Here is a 21,660-nt window from a genome sequence, read left to right as displayed (position 1 = left end):
TATTTTTTAAAAGTTACGAAATTTAGAATTTTTGTGATTTTTGGTTTGGCAGAGTTGTTTATTTTAAGTTTTTTAGAATCCACTTGCAAAAAATGGTGGTGGTAAGCATTAAGGTTTGGAAACTAGATTCTATAAAGGTATTTATTTTAAATGGTTGGTGGAGCAAATAGATTATTTTATAGCCTAGTCGCCCCCCACCGCCCTTTTTGTAGAATAATGAAAATTTATAGAATCTAGATTCTATAAAGAATTTAAAATGGATAAAAGTTCGTAAAGTTAGAATAGTTATTTTTTAAAGGAAAAGTTATGAAAAAGGTAATTTTATTTTTTGCCTTAATAATAGGCACAATATGGAATCTAAACGCGTTAGAAGTAAAAGTGGGCAATCAAAACATCGTTAGCAACAACTCTTTGGCGATTGCAAAGGGCTTTTTAAAAGAAGAGTTTGACAAAATTGGCGTAACTTTTAAGGTGCTAAATTTTGATAGTGGCAAGGATATGAACGCCGCTTTTGCTAGTAAAAGCATTGATTTTGGCTTTCTTGGCACAACGCCCTTTGTGATTGGCGCGGTAAATGGGCTAAATACCGGCATTGTCTATCTTGATTTTATCGCACAAGAAACCGAAGGGTTAGTTGGTCGCAAGGGCAAATTTAAAAATATCGCTGAAATTAAGGGTAAAAAAATCGCTGTGCCTTTTGGGACTTCTGCGCATTATGCCCTGCTGCAAACTTTGAAAATCAATAACATTTCGCCTAAAGAAGTTAGCATTATCGATATTCCTGCGGGAAATATTCTTGCGGCGTGGGATAGGGGCGATGTGGATTTGGCTTTCATTTGGGAGCTTACATTATCGAGCCTTAAAAATAAGGAATTTTTGTTTAGCGACAAGGATTTGGCGGATAAGGGCGTGATTTTGGCGGATGTGTTGGCGGTTAGAAAAGAGTTTGCGGGGGCTAATTCTAAAGTGATTGAGGCGTATAAAAGGGCGTTAGATAGGGCTTATGAGTTTCGCTTGAGTGACCCAAAGGGTGCGGCGGAGAGCATTTCTAAGTTTTTTAGCATTCCTTTAAGTGATGCGAGCTTGCAGCTAAGTGAGCGCATTGCAAAGCCTTTGAGCGTTAAGGATAATGCAGAATCTAGACTGCTTGGCACGAAGGATAAAAAGGGCGAGTTTTATAAGAATTTATATAGTGTAGCAGAGTTTTTAAAAGAGCAAAAATTGTTAAGGAAACTCCCACCGGTAGATAGTTTCAAAGACTTTATAATATATTAAAAGTTGGAAAAAATAATGAAAAAAATGCGTGATATAGAATCTTTCATATTACAAAATTTAGAATTAGATTCTAAAAAAAATCGTAATGTTAGAAATGTAATTTTTAAAGAAAAAAATTATGAAATTAGGAATTTTTTAGGTTTGGATTCTAAAGGGAATATAGAATCTAAGATTCTAAATAAAGGAAAATTAGAAAATATAGAATCTAGATTCTACAAAAATATTGAAATTAGTAATTTAGATTCTAAAAAAGTTATAGAATCTAATTTGCAAAATTTTGTAAAATTAGATTCTAAAAATGTGGATTCTAAGAAAAGCGACGTAGATATTTCGCTTACGCTCAACATGACAAATAATTTAGATTCTAAAGAAAAATTAGAAAATATAGAATCTAAAGCTATAAAAAACGTGGATTGCCACGAAAATTCTTGCGAATTTTCTCGCAATGACAATAGTAAAGATTCTATAAAAAGCATAGAATCTAGAAAAGTGGCTTTAGATTCTAAAAATTTAAAAAAGATAGAATCTAAAAAAGCGAATTTAGATTCTAAAAACAAACGAATAAAAACGTCAAGCGATAGCTTGACATTCAATGGAGACGTGCGAAGCACGCAACCTTGTGAGCCCGCCCGCTTTGCAGTGTTGAAAAGTGGAAAAAATCTCGCAGTAGTGCGAGATTCCACTTTTCAACAAAAAAGCGGATTAGCGGGGCTCGCCCCCTTTAAGACAAAAAAGCGGCTGCTTTTTTTTGCAAAGGGGGCGCGGGGTGGGGGATTTGCACTTGTTTATCGCTTCGCGAGTCTTCGACGCGCAATGTGTAAAAATCAATCTCATAACGATATATTGAAAAATAGCGACACACGAAAATTAGATTCCACAGAATCTAAAAACGTTTTGTTGAATAACAAAGATATTGAAAAAGTAGAATCTAAAAATATTTTATTGAAAAATAGCGACTTTAGAAAACTAGATTCTATAGAATCTAAAAACGTGGAATTTATAAGAAATAATAAAAATATAGAATCTAACGACAAAGATTCTACCAAAACACAGAATTTAGATTCTATAAAATTAACAGATTTTAATAACAATAAAAAAAGTAGATATTTCGCTTCGCTCAATATGACAAAAAATACAGAATCTAGATTCTATAAAAGTATTGAAATTGATAATTTAGATTCTATAAAAAACAACGCACATTTACCCACCCCCCTAGCCCCCCTCCGCAAGGGAGGGGGGAATATCACTACCCAACATTTAAAACATAAACGAGATTTAGAAAACATAGAATCTAAAAATATGGATTCTAAGAAAATTAACGTAGATGTTTCGCTTACGCTCAACATGACAAAACTAGATTTAAAAGAAAACTTAGAAAATATAGAATCTAGATTCTATGAAAGTATTGAAATTGATAATTTAGATTCTATAAAATTAGAAAATGTAGAATCTAACATATTAAATTATAAAGGATTTTCGCCCTGTGAATCTGCCTTAGATTCAATGTCCCACCCTTACCCACCCATTGAAAATTTAAGCCAGATTCACAGGGCGAAAATCCAAGTTCAACAAGATTCTAAAAAATTAGAAAGTATTGAATCTAATAATTTAGATTCTAAAAAAGTTACAAAAATGAAAACCAAAAAAAGAATTTATGCGAATACGCAATCGGGGCGGAAAGATTCTAATATAATTAGTGAGACTATTATCGTTACAGAATCTAGTTTAAAAGATTCTAAAGATTCTAAGAATATAGAATCTAATTTGCAAAATTTAGAGATTACAGAATCTATAACTTTAGATTCTAAAAATTCTATCCTATCGCCCACCCACCACCCTGTTTTTGATAAAGAATCTAATTTACAAAATTTAGAGATTACAGAATCTATAACTATAAATCAAAATAGTTCTATAGAATCTAATTCGCAAGATTCTAATAACCTATCGCCCACCCGCCACCCTACTTTTAATAAAAACACACAAATTGATTATGTAGAATCTATCCCGCTTGATGAATATAAGCCAAAAGAAAGCCACAATAAGCCACTTTTAGAAGTAAAAAATATAGAAATTTCCTTTAAAGATTTTGCGAAAAAAGATTCTATATTTAACATTTTTAAACGTAAAAAACACAAAAATAACGCCATAGAATCAAGAGACGAAAACCACGCAAGAAACATAGAATCTAAAAGCATAGAATCTAACAACAAAACAAAAGAAAGCAAAGATTCTAACGAAAACATAGAATCTAATAACAAAACAAACGCTCAAAACATAGAATCTAAAAACAAAAACACAAAACAGATTCTAAAAAACATAAATTTTGATATAAAAGAACACGAATTTGTAAGCGTGATAGGCGATTCAGGTTGCGGTAAAAGCACACTTTTAAAAATCTTAGCTGGATTTCTAAAGCCAAATAGCGGCGAAGTGCTCTTCCAAAATAAAATCCATAATAAGCCAAATGCCGATATTTCCGTAATGTTTCAAACCCCAACGCTTTATCCGTGGCTCACACTATCAAAAAATATCGCATTTTCCGCGAAACTCAAACACAAATCCGCCAAAGAACAACAAGAAATCGCCCAAAAATATATAAAAATGGTCGGCTTAAAAGAGCAAGAAAAAAACTATCCATATCAGTGCAGCGGGGGAATGCAATCGCGCGCATATCTCGCCCAAGTCCTAGCGTGTGAGAGCAAATTAATCCTTATGGATGAGCCTTTTGCCGCACTTGACGCATTTACAAAGCGAAGTATGCAAGATTTGGTGCTGCTGCTTTATAAAAGGCTAAAAAGTAGCGTGTTTTTCATAACGCATGATATTGAGGAAGCCCTGTATTTATCAAATCGCATTTTCATAATGAAGCCGCTAAGCAGTAGTATAGAATCTAATATCATAGAGATTCTAAACATTGATATGGATAGGCAAAATCGCGATGAGTTTGAGCGTAGCAAGGAGTTTTTGCAACTTAAAGAATACTTGTATGCGCGGGTGAAAGAGCGGTATGATTATGTGATTTAAAGATTCTAAGGCAAATTTCAACGCAAAAAGGAGCAAAAATGTCATTCAATTTCAACAAAGGAGATAAAATGGAAGCAAGTTTATTCTGGTTTTTACCCACTTATGGCGATGGGCGATATTTGGGCAGTAGCGATGGTGCAAGGCGTTTGGACTTAAATTATCTAAGCCAAGTGGCGATTGCAGCGGAGAGCAATGGATTTGAGGGCGCGTTAATCCCTACAGGTCGCAGTTGTTTGGACTCTTATATGGTCGCTTCAGCCCTAATTTCAGCTACTAGGGAGTTTAAATTCTTAGTTGCTTTGCGTCCCGGGGTGATTTCGCCTACGGTGTCAGCGCGTAGTGGTGCTACGCTTGATTTGCTAAGTAATGGTCGCGTGTTATTTAATCTTGTCGCTGGTGGTGATGCCGATGATTTTGCCGGTGATGGAATCTGGCTAAACCACGATGAGCGTTACAAACAAGCCTTTGAGTTTGTGGATATTTGGAATCGCTTAATGCTAGGTGAAAGTGTGAATTTTGATGGGAAATATTACAAGGTGGAAAATGCGCGTCTTTTGCATGAAGCGCTGCAAGTGCCGCGTCCGCCGCTTTTCTTTGGTGGTAGTAGCCCCATCGCACACGAGCTAGCGGGCAAATATGTCGATAAATATCTAAGCTGGGGTGAGCCGCCTTTTATGCTAAAAGAAAAGATAGAATCTGTGAAAGCGGAGGCTAAGAAGCACGGACGTGAGGTAACTTTTGGGTTGCGGGTGCATATTATCGTGCGTGAGAGTGAGGCTGAGGCGTGGGAAGTGGCAAATCGGCTTATTTCTAAGCTAGATTCTAGCGTGGTAGAGCAGGCGCAAAAGGACTTGGCGACTTATGATTCTATAGGGCAGGCGCGAATGCTAGAGCTGCAAAAGCAGGCGCGTAAAAATGGAAGCTTGGAAATCTATCCAAATCTTTGGGCTGGAGTGGGCTTAGTGCGTGGGGGTGCTGGGACGGCATTAGTAGGCAATGTGGAAAATGTGCTGCGGCTAATGCAAGAATACATTGACATCGGCATTGATACATTTGTGCTTTCTGGCTATCCGCATTTAGAGGAAACCTACTATGTGGGCGAACTCATCATGCCACATATAAAACACAAACGCCACGTGGTAAAAACGCGCAAAATCGGCACAACATTCGACTGCATCGCGAATCGCAATTGGTAAGGTAAAAATTAAAATCATAAAGTTATTTTTCACATTTTTAAAACTATTTTAGTAAAATAACTTTTTGAATCTAGCTAACCCCCAAAGGTAAAACAATGGATAAAAAAACAAACTACCAAAAAATAGCAAATGAACTGCGGATGTTATGCGCTGATATGGTGCAAGAGGCTAATAGCGGGCATCCAGGCGCACCGATGGGCTTGGCTGACATCGCTATAATGCTAGCAGAGCATATCACCATCACGCCAAAAGAGAGCGAGTGGATAAACCGCGACAGACTCGTATTTAGTGGCGGTCATGTTAGTGCGCTGCTTTATTCACTCCTGCATTTATGGGGCTTTCAAGTATCACTCAATGATTTAAAAGACTTTCGCAAACTAGATTCTAAAACGCCAGGTCACCCTGAATATCGCCACACGCACGGCGTAGAAATCACCACAGGACCGCTAGGGCAGGGCATTGCAAACGCAGTTGGCTTTGCATTAGCGAGCAAAAGAGCCGCACACATTTTCACGCGTAAAATCATAAATCACAAAGTGTATTGCTTTTGCGGCGATGGCGACTTAGAGGAGGGCATTAGCTATGAGGCTTGTAGCCTTGCTGGACATCACAGCCTTGATAATCTTGTCATTATTTATGATTGCAATAATATTAGCATTGAGGGCGATGTTAGCCTTGCTTTTAGTGAGAATGTGCGAGGGCGTTTTGAGGCGCAAAATTTCGCTGTAATCGAGATTGATGGGCATGATTACGAGCAGATAAATAACGCTTTTTTAGAATCTAAAAAGAGCAAAAAGCCTGTGCTAATTATCGCATACACAAAAATAGCCAAAAACGCACATAAGGTTGAAGGTAGCCACACAACGCATGGCGCACCTTTGGGTGAAGAAATAATCACACAAACTAAAAAAAATCTAGGCTTAGATTCTAAAAAATTCTTTATTTCAAATGAGTTAAAAAATCACTTTACAGAATCTAGCAAACGCGGTGATGACGCATTTTCTAAGTGGCGTTGCGAATTAGAATCTACAAATTTAGATTCTAAAGATTTAGAGCAAAATGGCGTGCATTTAGATTCTATAAATATCGCGCATATTTTAAGCCAAAAGGATAAAAGCCAAAATAAGCATAAAATCGCTAAAAATAGCAACTTGTCGCCGAGTTATCTAAAAGGCGAGATAAAAGATTGCATTAAGGCGAGTGATTTGCTAGAAATTATGCGGCTGAAAGAGTTTAGCAATGTGATTTTTCCGCACTTTAGCGACCCTGTGAGTTTGCAAAATGCTAAGGTTACAAAGCTAGATTCTAAAAACGCCATTGCCACAAGGGCTAGTAATGGCAAGATTTTAAATGCGATTGCGAAATTTAATGCGAGTTTTATCGGTGGGAGCGCGGATTTAGCCCCAAGTAATAACACGGCGATTAAAGATTCTAAAGATTTTCCACAAGGCGTAAATATGCACTTTGGTATCCGCGAACATGCGATGGGCGCGATAAGTAACGCCTTTGCAAATTATGGAATCTTTACGCCATTTTGCGCGACATTTTTTGTCTTTAGCGATTATCTTGCCCCTAGCATTCGCATCGCCGCGCTTATGAAGTCGCAGGTTTTTTACATTTTTACGCATGATTCTATCGGCGTGGGCGAAGATGGCGCAACGCACGAACCGATAGAGCAGCTAAGTCACCTAAGGGCTATGCCAAATCTGCTAAACTGGCGCGTGGCTGACGCAAATGAAAATGTGTGCGCGTGGCAAAATGCCCTTGATATAAATTTACCGCAAAGTTTTATCCTAAGTCGCCAAAATCTGCCGCTGATAGAATCTAGTGCAATTACACGTGAGAGTGTTGGGCGGGGCGGATATGTGATTTCTAGCTCGATTCTAGCGGGTGAAAATCCGCAAATTACGCTCCTTGCAAGTGGTAGCGAGGTTAGTCTTGCTATAAAAACCCAAGAGATTTTAGAATCTAGTAACATCGCCGAGTTTCTAAAAAATAGCGACTTAAAAGCCCTATTAGAGCAGAAAATCATTGATTTTACCAAACGCAAAAACGCGCTACATTTTGAATCTAAGGTGCGACCAAGCGAGATTGATTCTATCCTAACTGATGTTTTGAAACGCGCGAAAAAATTTAGCAAAGGTATTTCTACGCAAGTTGTGTCCCTGCCTTGCTTTGAGCTATTTAGCCTGCAAGATAGCGAGTATAAAAGGGAAGTCTTTAAAGATTCTAAAGTGCTAGGAATTGAAGCGTCTCGCGGCTTAGAATTGTTTAGAATCTGCGATGACGTTTTGGGGATGGAGGGCTTTGGAGCAAGTGGTAAGGGCGACTTACTATTTAAGAAATACGGCTTTAGCATCGAGGGCATAATCTTTTTAGTGCTTGAAATGCTAGGGTAGATTCTATAAAGTTATAAAAATAATGTATTGTGGTATTGATGAAGCTGGACGAGGTTGCATTGCAGGGTCACTTTTTATAAGTGGTGTTGTTTTAGATTCCAAGTTTTTGTGTTCTTTTAAGAATTTGGGAATAAAAGATAGTAAAAAGTTAAGTTATGAAAATCGTAATGTTTTATCTACTAAAATTATTGATTTTTTAGAATCTAATAATGGATTTTATCTTACTTTAAGTTTTAATTCAAATGAAATTGATTCTAAAGGTTTAAGTACATGCCTAAAAAATGCCTTGATAGCATTACGAGAATTCGCACAAACACATAATTCACAAAAAATAATTTTTGATGGCAATACAAATTTTGGTGTTGGTGGTATTGATACATTGATTAAAGGAGATAGTAAAAATGTATTAATTGCAGCCGCCTCTATTCTTGCTAAATGCCAAAAAGATACTGAAATGATTGAATTTGATAAAATTTATCCACAATATGATTTTAAAAAAAATAAGGGTTATCTTACAAAAAGTCACATAGATTCTATAAAACAATATGGTTTATGTGAGATACATCGTAAAAGCTATCATATAAAAAGCTTAGAATCTTTATAGATTTTAAAATATATCCTTAAGATTTTTTATAAAATTTGCAATATTATCGATACCATAATAATTTTCATTAGAATCTTTATTTGGTTGTATCACGCTTTTTGTATATGGATTATAAATCAATTCATTATCAAAAATCTTGCCATTACGCGATAAATCACGTGCCTTAAAATCGCCGACATAAAGGGCGTGTAGCTTATTTTCACGCTCCTTATTTTTATCTAATTGAGAGCGTAACACACGCAGTTCACGCTCATTTGTGCTATCAAAAACAAAATCGCTAATCATCAAAATATCCGCCTTTTGATACTTAGAATCTTCACATTTTCTAAGGGCTTCCTTTAACGCAGGAATAGAATCTGTCCCACCATCAAAGCTAAGTTCCAAAAATTCTATAAGGCTAAAAAGCCCGGCTGGCGCGGATAAATCAAGCGTTTTAATATCCGTGCTAAAATTTATCAAATAGCACGCACGCTTTTGCTCCATCGCCATTTTTGCGATAAATAGGCTCACGGCTTTTGCGATAGTCTCTGGCTCACCGCTCATACTCCCGCTCGTATCCACGCATAAAATCACAGGACCCTTTTTATCCTCGACTTCTTTTTCCCGCTGCTGCGCTATTTCACGCGTTAGAATCTCATCAATGTAGCCTTGCTTTTGAAAGCAAAATAGCCGATTTTCAGCGAATTTCATATCAAAAAGTATGCTAAACTCGCTATCTTTAAGCAGGGCATATTCAAAAGGCAGCACATTCTCCAAGTCCCTGCCAAGCGTAACGCCGATGATTTCTTCTTTGGCATAAGGCGTGGGCGTTTTGATGTTGTAAGTTTCGCTTTTACTAAAAGATTCTAACTCGTTTTTTTTGTGTGCCTTTTGCAGTTTGCCTAGCATTTCACACAGCTTTTTTATAGAATCTTTTTGCAAAAGTTTCATAAAATGCTCGAAAGTTCGCATTTTTTTATGCAGCTTTCCTGTCGCTCTATCTGTGCCCTTGCCTAGTTGATTTAGGTTATTTATTAGCTTGTCTAATTCGCTATCTTCCACACTTTTGCCACTTGCCATTGCATCTTTAATAGAATCTAGTGTGCTTTTTTTAAAAATCTCGCCCATTTCCCCCATTTGATTAAATAAATTTTGCGTTTGCTGTAGGGCTTTTAGCCACTCTTTCAATCGTTTTATCATTTCTTGTTTTATAGAATCTGCTTTTTTTTCTTGCAAGGCTTTTAGGCGATTTTGGTAGCTTTTTTCCCATTCATTTAGGATATTTTTGTGGAGTTCTTTTAGGGTTTCTTGCTTAGATTCTATATTTTTAGAATCTTGTGGATTTTGCGGGATTTGCGGGATTTTAGAATCTTGCTTAGATTCTATGGAATCTATTTCATTTATATAAAATTTTGTATTAAATTTATTATCAAATTTTTTAATTTCAAGCAGTAAATCTTTTAGAATTTCTGGGCTAGATTCTATATGTTTATAGTTTAGCTTTTGTGTGTATATCGCCTTTTGCTCGCTTGCTAAGGGATTATCTTTTAGCATAGATTCTATATCATTTTCATATTTTTTAATGTTAGAATCAAGGGCATTTTTAATATCCAAATTATCCTTTTCTAAGTCATAATTTATAGAATCTGCTAGCTTTTTTGCATCCATTTTTAGCCTTTAAGCTTTAGCTTTACTTTTAGAATCAAGCAAGATTTCCATAAGTTTATCAATGCCGATGTGCCCATATTGCTTGATTAAATCCTGCATTATTTCGCCCATATCCTTGCTCTTAGAATCTTGCAAAACCTGCGTTATGATTTTGCTTATATCAATGTTAGAATCTTTTTTGGTGGTTGTTTTAGGACTTGTGTTAGTTGAACTCATATTGCTAAAATTTGCCTTAGAATCTTTCAGCTCAGATTCTAAACGTTTAACATCAATTAGCTTTTGAGCGATATTAGATTTCGCCGCATTTAGCCCATCAAAAAATATCTCATAATCTTTAGAATCTAAGAAAATATTTTCATATTTTTGCGTGAAATTTTCCTGCAACTGCGTGATAGATTCTAAATCTTTGCTTAATTTTTCTTGCAATTCGTGGCATTCTTTCATATAAATTTCTTTTATTTTTGGCGTTAAAATCGCGGCGTTTGCATTCTTTTTTGGCAGCTCATACTTGCCTTCTAATAGCATATTTTCGCCATTTTTTCTCTCCAAAGCATTCACATCCAAACGCTGATAGAATCTAAGCCACTTTTTGACATAAATCTCGCAAATATCATTATTCACTTTATAAGAAATAGCATCATTTTCATTAAAACTATTTGTGCTTTTATCATAAATGTAGGCATTATGCTCTTTATTATCATTTATATGTTTCATATTTATACCGATTTCAAAGCTCGCACCCGGGCTGCCATCTTGCTTTTCAATTTGGAGTTTTTGTGCTATAAAGCTATTCCCACCGACATTTACCACGCCATCATAATTAGGATTTAACGCAGATTCTATCTCATTTTTAAGATTATCAAAATCAGCATTTTCCACATTCGCCACAGGGCTAAAATCCTTTATAGATTCACTAAGTAGCTTAGAAATAGCCTCTCTTTGCTCCTGCTTATCCCACAGGCAGTGCTTTAAAAGGCTCAAATCGCTAATCTCAATCTCGCTTCTATCATTCAAAACCGCTGCCACACGCAAAAGCTCCATAATATTTACCCAACGCCTTTCACTTACATCGATAGTCTCGGCATTTCCCTTGACTGCAGCGGCGTTATAAGATTCTAAACGTTCTTTAAATCGCTTTAGCACATTCATCGCTTCCTTGCTAATTTCAACATTATTTGCCGCCTTTTTTATAGAATCTAGCTCATCATTGCTAAATTTTAGGCTTTCATCAATCTCAATGAAATCTCGCACATTGCGTGTGTTTAGGAGCTTTTCAAAGTTATTTTTAGATTCTATGCGTGGCACAACAAGGCGAATGATAAATCTATCATAGAGTGCCTCTAAACTTTGCCCTTTAGCGGGTAGCTCGTTACTTGCGGCAATTAAGCCTTTTAGCGGGACTTTATCAAGCTCATTTTGAGTTTTATTTTGCGAATTAAGCTCACTATCACTAGCAAGGATATTACGAAACTTTTTCTCATTAATAATGGCAAGGAGTGCGTTTAAAATCGCAGGAGAACTTTTCCAAATCTCATCTAAAAACGCAAAATCAGCGCTCGGCAGAAACCCTTCAGTATTACGCACTAGCTTATCTTTTCTAAGGTTCTCCAAACTCAAAGGACCAAAGATTTCCTCAGGTGTGCTAAAGCGATTCATTAAATAATCAAAAAATTTATTACTTTTAAACGCGCTTGACACTCGCCTAGCCACAAGGCTTTTTGCCGTCCCAGGCGGTCCAAAAAGAAAAATACTTTTCCCAGCCAGCAAGCAAAGCAAACTAAGACTAATCGCAGTATCTTTCTCAAGCAAATCATCACTTAGAATCTTTTGTAGTTTTTTTATCCTGTTTTTATAAGTTGTTGTAAGATTTTGCATATATGTCCTTTTGTGGAAGTGTTAAATTTTATATCAATAGCTAAATATACTAGAATGATATTTAACAAGCTTATGATAAAAATATTTTTTGCATTTTACTTTATTTAGCAAAAAATCTTAACTGAAAATTATATCAAATATTACAAACTAATACTAAAAAATCTTAAGATAATAATATTCTAGGTATGAACTAAAAATTAGAATTTAGATTATATTAATGTTACTTTTTGTAATCTTGTTGATAAAAATTTTACATTTTTTTGAAATTTTCTTGTGTTTGTGTGAAAAAATATTTATAATTCTACAAAAATTTATAAATGATTTAGATTCTTAGAATTTAATATCTTATAAAGTCTGTTCTTATTTTGTGATATTAAATAATAAAGTCTAGATTCTATAATTTATATAAGGAGATAGTTATGAAATTTAGTAGTTTTGGGCTTTTTGTTTCTTTTAGTGTGGCTAGTATTTTGAATGTTACTCCTGTGTTTGCAAACACTCTTACAAACGGGGGGGGGGGGGGTAAGCCTATCCCCAAAGCAGCTAGGGAGTCTAGCAGTCTAGATTCCCAAAATAATATCAATTCTAAAAACTTAATGTTGGCTTTGAATGATAAAAACATAGAATTTAACTTGCGAGATTCTAAACAAATTTACACAAATATAGAATCTAAAAACAAAGATTCTATAAATTTAGCCTTGAATGAAAAAGAAGATTCTAAAAATTGTCAAGGTGTGGATTGCTTCGCTAACACTCGCAATGACGCAACAAATATAGAATCTAACCCGCAAGATTCTATAATCTTAAGCTTAAATAACAAACAAGATTCTAAGATTTTACTACTTGCGGATAATGCAGATAACGAAGATTCTAACGCAAATAACACTAACACAGAATCTAACAATGAAACAACGCAGAGCAATGACACAATAAACACAAGCAATATAAAAACCTACAATCTTGAAAAAGTAGCCGTTACCGCTAAGGGAACTGAGCAGCTACTTAAAGATGCTCCTGCTAGTATCACGGTGATTACAGGCGAAGAGCTAGAAAATCGCCCACACCGCGACTTAGCCGAAGCCTTAGTAGATATTCCCGGTATCGATTTGCAAGGGGATAAGCAAGGAAAGACTGGTGGGCTAAATATCAACATTCGCGGTTTAGAGGGGAAATATACGCTAATTCTAATTGATGGCAAAAGGCAAACAAGTGGCGCGGATGTCAATACTGCGGATAATAGCGGCTGGACACAGGCTAATACTAGCTTTATGCCGCCGCTATCTGCAATTGAGCGAATTGAAGTGATACGCGGTCCTATGAGCACACTTTATGGTAGTGACGCGATTGGTGGCGTGGTAAATATTATTACTAAAAAGAAAATTGATAAATTTGGTATAAGTGCGAGTGTAGAATCTGTTTTGAATGAAAATCGGCAGTTTGGCGATAGCTATATAGTGAATCTTTTTACGACCATTCCTATTATAAAGGATACTTTGGGAGTGCAACTTCGCGGTAGGTATTATTATAGAGCGCCTTCAAACTTGCGTTTTACTTACACAGATATGAATGGTGTAAAGCAAAATATGCCTGATGATTATAAGCAAACTTCGCAAAATATTAATAATTGCAGCACGACTAATCACTCTGGGTGTTTTACTACTTGGGAGCATGAGCGTAAAACTGCACATATTTATGACATCGGCGGACGGATTCTATGGAATCCAAATGAGCAAAATAATCTATATTTTGACGCGCAATTTGGCTCGCAATATTATGACAATCCAAATGAGGCAATAGGTCCATATAGCATTACTGCACCTGTATATAAAGTGTTTAATAATAACTACTTGCTATCACATCGTGGTGATTATGGTTCTTGGAGCATTGATAACTCGATACAATTTATCCAAAGCTTTAATGATGGTCGTATGACTGGCGCTTACACGACTCCAACAATAAATAGGGACATTCAAGGCAAAGATGTAATTGTAGAATCTAGAGCATTTGTAGATTTACCTTTTAATAATTCTCTTACAATCGGTGCGCAATACTGGTATATTTATATGCAAGATTTGCTTACTACTATTAAGCATGATTCATATCATACATTTGCGTTATATTTAGAGGATGAGTGGGAAATCTTAGATAACTTGCGTTTAACACTTGGTGTAAGGGAAGATTATAACTCTCGTTTTGGATTCAACACTTCACCAAAAGGCTACTTAGTCTATGAAGCAATACCTGACTGGCTAATACTAAAAGGTGGTGTAAGTATGGGATATAAAGCACCATATTTAAATCAAATGGTAAGTGGAGTCTTTGGGTCAAATTCTGGTGGAAGTGGCGGCTATTTTGGAAACCCTGACTTAAAACCTGAAACAAGTTTAAATGCTGAATTTAGCGTAATAACCGATAATGATTATTTCGAAGCGGGGGCTACTTACTTTTACTCGCTATTTTGGGATAAAATCGCCCTTACAAGATTAGCTAGAAACACAAACAATGCCGCAAATATCGCTATTTGTCGTGGATATACCGGAGAAGGTTTTAGGCTTGGATGCTACTTGCCTGAAAATGTGGATAAAAGCTACTATCAAGGCGTGGAAACTTATATTAGTATGAAGCCACTTTATGGTTTTAGCCTTGATTTTGCCTACACGTATATGGATAGTCAATATCTTACAGGGACAAATAAAGGGCGTATGATTGAAGGCACTGCAAATCATAGATTTAACGCCAAACTTGGCTATACATACAAAAGCCTATATGTATATGTGCGTGGTGAATATCAAGGCGAAAGGGCAAAGCTAAGCGATGACCCATGGAGATTCTATAAACCTTATGGTCTTATGCACGTGGGCGCGACTTATAAAATCACTGATAATTTAAAGCTAAATTTTGCAATTTATAACGTTCTAAATAAAGACTTTATGGACTTAGCAGAATTTACAAATAGCAATGGTAGATTTAACGTGCATAATCGCTACATCCAAATGCAAGAAGGTCGCCGCTACTGGCTAAGCCTAAATATGGATTTTTAGATTCCATATTTTGTGTTTAAAAGGGCGGTGGGTGGGCGTCTAGGAAATTTGCGAAGCAAAATATAGAATCTAAACTTAATTTTTAAAGATTTTTCTTTTATCCTATCACCATTTAAGGTTAGAAAAATATTTTTGCCTAAACGCCCACCCTATTAAAAGGACGATTTATAGAATCTAGATTCTATAAAAGTCAAGCTAAAAGTCCATATTAACACTAAACCAGTATCTACGTCCCTCTTGTATAAATGGATACATATTTCCTATGCTAGGCTCACCTGTATAATTTGGATTCGCATTAGTACTACCACGTCCTGTAGCCCAGCCATACTGACGATAATCTGCAAATGTCATATTAAGCAAATTATATATAGCAAAGTTAAATTTAAAATTCTTATTTAGCCTATATGTAGCACCTAAATGCAATAAGCCATAAGGTTTATAATACGCACCTAATATGCGTTGCTGCTCTGCATTTGTGCCAGGATTTAGCCCACGAAAGCGATTGCCCTGCACTTCCCCGCGAATATATACGTGTAAATCTCTCCACGTATAACTAAGCTTCGCACTAAATAAATGGTCTAGCGTATCTGTTAGCGGACTGCCTTTAAGACTCCCTGTTAGCTGTTTAGAATCTGTAAAGGTATAGCTTAAATCTAGTCCTACACCATAAAAGGGCTTCATACTTGCAAAGACTTCTAGCCCTTGTATGTAGCTTTCATCAACATTTATTCTACGAGAGCAGCCAGATGTAAATATAGCACTACCACATAATGCCACATTAGTAGTGCTAGAAAGAGTAGTCGAGCTAATCTTATCTAAGAAAAAGCTATAAAAATATGTAATACCAGCTTCCACATAGTCATTATCACTCATAGCGGTAATTTCTGCACTTACACTTTTTTCAGGTTTTAAGTTTGGATTACCCAAAAAGGCAAGTCTCCCTTGCGAGCCAAAGCCATATTGTCCATCTATTAGCTCATTTAAAAATGGAGCTTTATATCCCATACTTACACCACCTTTTAGTATTAATAAGTTAGGTAAGACTTCATATACTATATAAGCCTTAGGCGAAGTATTAAAGCCAAAGCGTGAGTTCCAATCTTCTCTTAACCCAAGTGTGAATCTAAATCCATCAAAGATTTCCCATTCATCTTCTGCAAAAAGTGATATTGTATTTTGCGAAAAAGTGCTAGGATTAGCTACTAAGTCTTGCATATACGCATACCAATAATAGATTCCAACGCTCAAATTATTATTAAATGGTAACTCAAAGAAATGTTTAGAATCTATAATAATATCTTTCCCTTGAATCTTTCTAGGATTATTTGGCGTGGTATTTGTCATACGACCATCATTAAAGCTTTGATTAAATTGTATAGAATTATCCATACTATAAGGCACGCCGATTAGATTACTAAAGCTTGCCTTATGTGATAGTATATAATTATTTCTAGTAACGATATATTCTTTAGCCGTGCTAGCAAATTGTCCTAATTGCTCCTTACTATTATCATACCACTGCCTTGCATACTGCACGTCAAAATATATGTGATTATTTTCATTTGGGTTATAAAGAATCCTACCTCCTAAGTCGAATATATGAGCCATAGTAGGATTCCCTATAAAGCCTGGGACATCTTCTACTATTGTGCCTATTTGCCACGCATTTGCATTTGTAGCACCAGTTGGCGGCTCTAATGTAGTGGTGTATTTAAACTTTACATCACTTGGGCTTCTAAAATAATATCGCCCACGCAGCTGCACACCCAAAGTATTTTTGATAATAGGGATAGTGCCAAAAAGATTTAGCATATATCCGCTACCATATTGTCTATCCTCATTTTGCGTTGTCTCTAGCCCTACACTTACGCCGTATTTATCAATTTTCTTTTTAGTGATAATATTTACCACGCCGCCAATCGCATCACTACCATAAAGTGTGCTCATAGGACCTCGTATCACCTCGATTCTATCTATCGCACTTAAAGGCGGCATAAAGCTAGTATCCGCTTGCGACCAACCTGCATTAGTCGTATTTATATCACCAGCAGGGCTTACTCTCTTACCATCTATTAGAATCAATGTGTAGTTAGCAGGCATACCACGTATAGAAATCTTTAGCCCACCTGTCTTACCTAGCTCAGTGCCTAAATCTACACCGGGAATATCAGCCAAAGCTTCGGCTAAGTCTCTGTGTGGCTTATTTTCTAGCTCTTCGCCTGTAATGATTGTGATACTAGCTGGAGCATCTTTTAGTAGCTGCTCTGTGCCACGTGCGGTAGTTACTACTTTTTCTAATGTGTATTGTTTTGTGCTGTTTGAGTTTATAGAATCTTGTTTAGATTCTGTATTTTGTGAATTAGATTCTATGTTAGATTCTGTATTTTGTGCTGTGTGAGAATCTGCATTAGATTCTATAGAATCTGCTAGGGCTACACTGCTAGTTAGTAGCAAAGAGAGAGAGAGAGAGAGAGACTTGGCGTTATTGCTAAAGATTCTTATTATCTTATTAGCTTTTGTTTGCTTTAAATACAAACTAGATTCTATTACTTTTGTCATTTTTAGACTCCTTTTATAATTAAGAATTACTATTAATAGTATCAAATTTAAACTGAATCTAAACTTAAATCATTACAGAATCTAATTAAATATCACTTGTGTTAAAATTTATCACATATAACTTTAGAATTTGAGTGGATTCTATACATTTGTTTGTAGATAAAAAAAACAAAATGGATTTTATAAAATTACTATATAATTGAAAACTATTTTAAGAGTAAGGTTTGATATGAGAATGAAATTAATTTTATTTTTGATGTGTTTTACTTTTTTGCAAATGAATGCGGATTCTAATATAGAATCTAAAGTAGCCGCCAAGACTTACGAGCTAGACAAAGTCGTAACGACCGCAAAGGGCACACAGCAGCTAATAAAAGATGCCCCGCTAGTATCAGTGTGATTAGCAGGCAGGATTTGGAGAAAAAGCCTTTTAAGGATTTGGCTGAAGCCTTGAGCGAGATTCCGGGCATTGACGTTGCCACACAGCAAGGGCGTATGGGCGGGCTTGGAATCTCCATTCGCGGTATGCCTAGCACCTACACGCTAATCCTTATTGATGGCAAAAGGCAGAGCGTAGCCGAAAACGTTAATTCATCAAACAACACAGGCAAGACCTAAGTGAAATCTAGCTTTATCCCGCCACTTTCAGCCATTGAGCGTATTGAGATTATCCGCGGACCACTTTGCATACTTTATGGGAGCGACTACTTTAATAAATTTTGGGGCGGCGTGGTAAATATCATCACACGCAAGAGTATCGATAAATAGAGACCACGCAGCAAGAAAATCCGTGCCTTTGGCTCAAACTACACACTAAATTTTTTAGCACACTGCCTTTTATAAAAATAAGCTAGGCTTGCAGCTTAAGGGGCGTTATCAATTTAGAGAGCCTACAAAGCTTGATTATACATACACTATCACACGTCCAACGACAAACAATAACCAACCAGCACTTGGCACGACAATTACCGCGACTGATAGACGCCCATCACAAGGGCATATTTTTAATGTCGGCACTCGCCTTTTATGGAATCTAGATTCTAAAAACAATCTATATTTTGATGTGAATTATGGAGAGCAAATCTATGATAATAAAAACGCACAAATTACGGAGCTAAACCTTGTGGCGCGAATACAAAGTCGCTAATCCTAGCACTTTTTCATATCATACAATCTCACTTTTTGCTGAAAATGAGTGGGGAGCGACTGCTTAAGCTAACCTTAAGTGTGAGAGAAGTCGCCAAAAGTCTATATAGTGTATGAGCCGATAATAGACATAATGTTATAATGTTAAGCTTAAAAGGAGAAAAAAATGCAAAATGAGATTCTAGAAAATATGTCAATTAAGATAGAAAAACCAAAATTAGATTCTAAAAATCATAATAATAACGCAAAAAAATACAAAGATTTAGAATCTATGTGTGATGATATTAATGAAAATAATCTAAATATAAATAAAGAGTGGATAGAATCTAAAGCAGGGAAAGAGTGGTAATTGTAGAATCTAAGATACTATCATCTACCACTTAAAACATTCGCAGTTACACTCTTTAACTTAATCTTACAAATGGGTGGTTAGGTGGGAATAGATTACATTAAAGAGTGTAACTTCGAATGTTGCATAAAGATTCTATAAAACATAAAAATGGTGGCGGGCATTTCACTCAAAAAAGGGTGTTGGGTGAGCGATTAGGCTATTTTTTAAAAGACTTGGCGTTTAGGAAATTTGCGAAGCAAAAAATTATAGAATCTAGATTCTAAAATTTAATTTAAAGGCGTATTTTATGAAAAAGTTTTTTTATTTTGTATTATTTTTGTATCTTTGATAGAATCTATAAACGCAGATTCTAAAAAACATAAGTATTTTCCAAAGGATAGAGCGGAACTTTTAGAATTGCTAAAAGATGAACGTATAAAGTTAGATTCTATAAATACGAGTCGTGTTAAGGATTTTAGCTTACTTTTTTTGTGCTAGTATATGGAGTCGCTGCGAAGATTCTGCTAAAAATCGCAAAGATTTTAGCGGTATAGAATCTTGGGATACATCAAATGTTGCTGATATGACCGCGCTATTTTTTAAACAAACTAAGTTTAATAAAAATCTAAATAGCTGGAATGTTAGCAAGGTTACTAATATGGTAGCTTTATTTAGAGAATATTATGAATTTAATAGTTCATTAAATCAATGGGATACAAAAAATGTAACTGATATGCGTGATATGTTTATGGAAGCCTACACATTTAATCAAAATCTAAATAGCTGGAATGTTAGAAATGTGGTCGATATGACCGCGATGTTTTCGCACGCTTATGCCTTTAATCAACCTTTGGATAAATGGAATGTGGCTAATGTAAAAGAATTTGGCTCAATGTTTTCTTTTGCCAAGTCCTTTAACCAACCCCTCACCACATGGAAACCCCACCCACCACCAAAAAACCTTAGATTTAAAAAATATTGTGATTTTTTGTAATGTGGTATTTAAAGTTATGCTAAAATTCTAGCTTTTTAACTAAATATTAGAATCTAAACATTAAAATATAAGCAAAAATTCAAAGGTTTAAAATATGAAAAATGCGAAATATGCGAATGCCACCGCCACGAAATCCACGAAAATTATAGAATCTAAAGAGAACAAAATCATAGAATCTAAAAATACCACAGCCACAAAAAAAGCCACGAAAAGCGTAAGCAAAACAACCACTATAAAAACAGATTCTAACCAAACGCCCACACGCAGCCTTATTTCTAAAAAAATTATAGAATCTAAAAACGCCACTGCAAGAAAATCTACGAGTAAAATCATAGAATCTAAAAACATAAAAATAGATTCTAAAAAAACTACTAAGGTAGAATCTAAAAACGCCACCGCGACAAAAAAACCTACAAAAATTACAGAATCTAAAAGCGTAAAAACGACTAAAAAAGCCACTAAAAGCACAGAATCTAAAACCACAAAAGCAGATTCTAAAAACCTAAAAGCCCCAAAAAATATAACAAACAAAGATTTAATAATCGTAGAATCTCCAGCAAAAGCAAGGACTATCAAAACATTTCTAGGTAGCAATTACGAAGTGATAGCAAGTAAGGGACACATCCGCGACCTGCCGCAACATCGCTTTGGTATCAATATTAAAGAGGGGCATTTTGAGCCTATTTATGAGATTCCAAAGGAGGATATGCCGCTTGTAAAAGAGATTCAAACGCTTCATAAGGGCGCGAAAAAAACCTACATCGCAACCGATGAGGATAGAGAGGGCGAGGCGATAGGCTACCACATCGTCCAGGCGTTAAATGGCGATATTAAGGACTTTCCGCGTATTGCATTTCACGAGATTACTAAAAGTGCGATTACAAATTCGCTTCAAAATCCGCGACTGATTGATATGGATAGGGTAAATGCGCAACAAGCAAGGCGGCTGCTTGATAGGATTGTCGGCTTTAAGCTAAGTGGGCTAATTTCTCAAAAAATTAGCAAGGGCTTAAGTGCAGGGCGAGTGCAATCTAGTGCGTTAAAAATCCTAGTTGATAGAGAAAAAGAAATCCGCGCATTTAAGCCACAAGAGTATTATTTAATCGAAGGGCATAAATATTTTACAGAATCAAATAGCGAATACAAAAATAAAATATCTAATGTTACAAATAGTAACGTGCATAACGAAACAAAAAATATACCCATACTAGATTCTATTGTTAAATATTTAAAAGACTATTTTAAAAAAATTAATAAAACTTACTTGGATAAGAAAACTGATGAAAAAAACGGAATCAAAGAGAATATAAAAGAATACAATAAACCTAGTCATTGGCTTGATTTTAACATAGAATGTGATGATGTTTATTCTCCTATAAATATTAAAATTAGCGGAATAAAAAGTGCAGATAATGTTGATTCTAAAGATGGATTATATTATGCTTTAACAGGAAAGCAATTAAAAAATGACAATGTATACGAGAAATATTTTCAAAACCTTAAAAATAATTTACAAGAAAATAACAAAGATTATTATTGTTTGATAATTAATTTGATAATTAATAAAAA

Annotated in this window: 16 protein-coding genes and 3 pseudogenes; 16 read left to right on the top strand and 3 right to left on the bottom strand. The window is 35.5% G+C overall.

What is annotated here, in order from left to right; translation table 11 throughout:
* The first annotated feature begins 306 nt into the window (after nt 1–306).
* The 6 genes and pseudogenes from LS64_RS03735 to LS64_RS03710 all read left to right on the top strand — a co-directional run bounded on the left by LS64_RS03735 (nt 307) and on the right by LS64_RS03710 (nt 8,498).
* A complete protein-coding gene (locus LS64_RS03735) occupies nt 307–1,275 on the top strand; it encodes a taurine ABC transporter substrate-binding protein (protein WP_034571243.1) in 969 nt (322 codons plus the stop codon).
* A 15-nt stretch (nt 1,276–1,290) separates the two neighbouring features.
* Nucleotides 1,291–4,299: an ABC transporter ATP-binding protein gene (locus LS64_RS03730; RefSeq protein ID WP_118949176.1), complete on the top strand. Its 3,009-nt coding sequence runs from the start codon at nt 1,291–1,293 to the stop codon at nt 4,297–4,299.
* Between the two features lie 68 nt (nt 4,300–4,367).
* Nucleotides 4,368–5,495, top strand: coding sequence for an alkanesulfonate monooxygenase (ssuD, locus tag LS64_RS03725; RefSeq protein WP_034573264.1), 1,128 nt, complete (start codon nt 4,368–4,370; stop codon nt 5,493–5,495).
* Between the two features lie 95 nt (nt 5,496–5,590).
* Nucleotides 5,591–6,550, top strand: a pseudogene (locus LS64_RS13800) (1-deoxy-D-xylulose-5-phosphate synthase N-terminal domain-containing protein); the annotation flags it as partial.
* Between the two features lie 258 nt (nt 6,551–6,808).
* Nucleotides 6,809–7,894: pseudogene (locus tag LS64_RS13915) on the top strand (transketolase-like TK C-terminal-containing protein); the annotation flags it as partial.
* 22 nt (nt 7,895–7,916) lie between these two features.
* Nucleotides 7,917–8,498: a ribonuclease HII gene (locus LS64_RS03710; RefSeq protein ID WP_034573260.1), complete on the top strand. Its 582-nt coding sequence runs from the start codon at nt 7,917–7,919 to the stop codon at nt 8,496–8,498.
* Between the two features lie 3 nt (nt 8,499–8,501).
* Here the strand turns inward: LS64_RS03710 and LS64_RS03705 are convergent, their stop codons facing one another.
* Both LS64_RS03705 and LS64_RS03700 read right to left on the bottom strand, forming a co-directional pair.
* A complete protein-coding gene (locus tag LS64_RS03705; RefSeq protein ID WP_052062645.1) occupies nt 8,502–10,145 on the bottom strand; it encodes a VWA domain-containing protein in 1,644 nt (547 codons plus the stop codon).
* Between the two features lie 9 nt (nt 10,146–10,154).
* On the bottom strand, nt 10,155–12,020 hold the full coding sequence (locus LS64_RS03700) for an AAA family ATPase (RefSeq protein ID WP_052062644.1): 1,866 nt from the start codon (nt 12,018–12,020) through the stop codon (nt 10,155–10,157).
* A gap of 419 nt (nt 12,021–12,439) precedes the next feature.
* On the opposite strand from LS64_RS03700, the gene LS64_RS03695 reads away from it, so the two are divergent.
* Nucleotides 12,440–15,061: a TonB-dependent receptor domain-containing protein gene (locus tag LS64_RS03695; RefSeq protein ID WP_118988393.1), complete on the top strand. Its 2,622-nt coding sequence runs from the start codon at nt 12,440–12,442 to the stop codon at nt 15,059–15,061.
* A 195-nt stretch (nt 15,062–15,256) separates the two neighbouring features.
* On the opposite strand, the gene LS64_RS03690 is transcribed toward LS64_RS03695, so the two are convergent.
* Nucleotides 15,257–17,620, bottom strand: a complete 2,364-nt coding sequence (locus tag LS64_RS03690) for a TonB-dependent receptor domain-containing protein (protein WP_052062595.1) — start codon at nt 17,618–17,620, stop codon at nt 15,257–15,259.
* A gap of 229 nt (nt 17,621–17,849) precedes the next feature.
* Here LS64_RS03690 and LS64_RS12920 point away from each other — a divergent pair, with 229 nt between their 5' ends.
* From LS64_RS12920 to LS64_RS13790, 9 genes and pseudogenes are all read left to right on the top strand, one after another.
* A complete protein-coding gene (locus LS64_RS12920) occupies nt 17,850–18,020 on the top strand; it encodes a hypothetical protein (RefSeq protein WP_202391501.1) in 171 nt (56 codons plus the stop codon).
* Entirely contained in the window at nt 18,017–18,238 is a 222-nt protein-coding gene (locus LS64_RS12915) for a TonB-dependent receptor plug domain-containing protein (RefSeq protein WP_034572922.1), read from the top strand. Before LS64_RS12920 ends, LS64_RS12915 begins: the two co-directional genes overlap by 4 nt.
* Nucleotides 18,239–18,388 carry a hypothetical protein gene (locus LS64_RS12910; protein ID WP_202391500.1) on the top strand — a complete coding sequence of 50 codons (150 nt, stop codon included), beginning with the start codon at nt 18,239–18,241 and terminating at the stop codon, nt 18,386–18,388.
* Nucleotides 18,389–18,476: 88 nt separating this feature from the next.
* A complete protein-coding gene (locus LS64_RS03680; protein ID WP_034572920.1) occupies nt 18,477–18,767 on the top strand; it encodes a hypothetical protein in 291 nt (96 codons plus the stop codon).
* Between the two features lie 165 nt (nt 18,768–18,932).
* Nucleotides 18,933–19,115, top strand: coding sequence for a hypothetical protein (locus tag LS64_RS03675; protein ID WP_034572917.1), 183 nt, complete (start codon nt 18,933–18,935; stop codon nt 19,113–19,115).
* 119 nt (nt 19,116–19,234) lie between these two features.
* Nucleotides 19,235–19,381, top strand: a complete 147-nt coding sequence (locus tag LS64_RS12335; protein ID WP_160659302.1) for a hypothetical protein — start codon at nt 19,235–19,237, stop codon at nt 19,379–19,381.
* A gap of 61 nt (nt 19,382–19,442) precedes the next feature.
* Nucleotides 19,443–19,595 (top strand): hypothetical protein, encoded by a 153-nt coding sequence (locus LS64_RS12330; protein WP_160659301.1) that lies wholly within the window; start codon nt 19,443–19,445, stop codon nt 19,593–19,595.
* Complete coding sequence (locus LS64_RS03670) at nt 19,561–20,091, top strand: BspA family leucine-rich repeat surface protein (protein ID WP_052062594.1); 531 nt, start codon at nt 19,561–19,563, stop codon at nt 20,089–20,091. Before LS64_RS12330 ends, LS64_RS03670 begins: the two co-directional genes overlap by 35 nt.
* Before the next feature lie 520 nt (nt 20,092–20,611).
* Nucleotides 20,612–21,268 (top strand): annotated as a pseudogene (locus tag LS64_RS13790) (type IA DNA topoisomerase); the annotation flags it as partial.
* Nucleotides 21,269–21,660: the final 392 nt, after the last annotated feature.

The sequence above is a fragment of the Helicobacter saguini genome (genome assembly GCF_000762875.2).
Taxonomy (GTDB): domain Bacteria; phylum Campylobacterota; class Campylobacteria; order Campylobacterales; family Helicobacteraceae; genus Helicobacter_A; species Helicobacter_A saguini.
Note: the sequence above shows the minus strand (reverse complement) of the source record. Positions and strands in the feature narration are given on the sequence as shown.

Coding starts and splice junctions, on each gene's coding strand:
- LS64_RS12920 (WP_202391501.1), top strand. CDS start 17,850: ATGAGAATGAAATTAATTTTATTTTTGATGTGTTTTACTTTTTTGCAA.
- LS64_RS12335 (WP_160659302.1), top strand. CDS start 19,235: ATGTTGCATAAAGATTCTATAAAACATAAAAATGGTGGCGGGCATTTC.
- LS64_RS03735 (WP_034571243.1), top strand. CDS start 307: ATGAAAAAGGTAATTTTATTTTTTGCCTTAATAATAGGCACAATATGG.
- LS64_RS03690 (WP_052062595.1), bottom strand. CDS start 17,620: ATGACAAAAGTAATAGAATCTAGTTTGTATTTAAAGCAAACAAAAGCT.
- ssuD (WP_034573264.1), top strand. CDS start 4,368: ATGGAAGCAAGTTTATTCTGGTTTTTACCCACTTATGGCGATGGGCGA.
- LS64_RS03705 (WP_052062645.1), bottom strand. CDS start 10,145: ATGGATGCAAAAAAGCTAGCAGATTCTATAAATTATGACTTAGAAAAG.
- LS64_RS03700 (WP_052062644.1), bottom strand. CDS start 12,020: ATGCAAAATCTTACAACAACTTATAAAAACAGGATAAAAAAACTACAA.
- LS64_RS03695 (WP_118988393.1), top strand. CDS start 12,440: ATGAAATTTAGTAGTTTTGGGCTTTTTGTTTCTTTTAGTGTGGCTAGT.
- LS64_RS03730 (WP_118949176.1), top strand. CDS start 1,291: ATGAAAAAAATGCGTGATATAGAATCTTTCATATTACAAAATTTAGAA.
- LS64_RS03710 (WP_034573260.1), top strand. CDS start 7,917: ATGTATTGTGGTATTGATGAAGCTGGACGAGGTTGCATTGCAGGGTCA.
- LS64_RS03675 (WP_034572917.1), top strand. CDS start 18,933: ATGCAAAATGAGATTCTAGAAAATATGTCAATTAAGATAGAAAAACCA.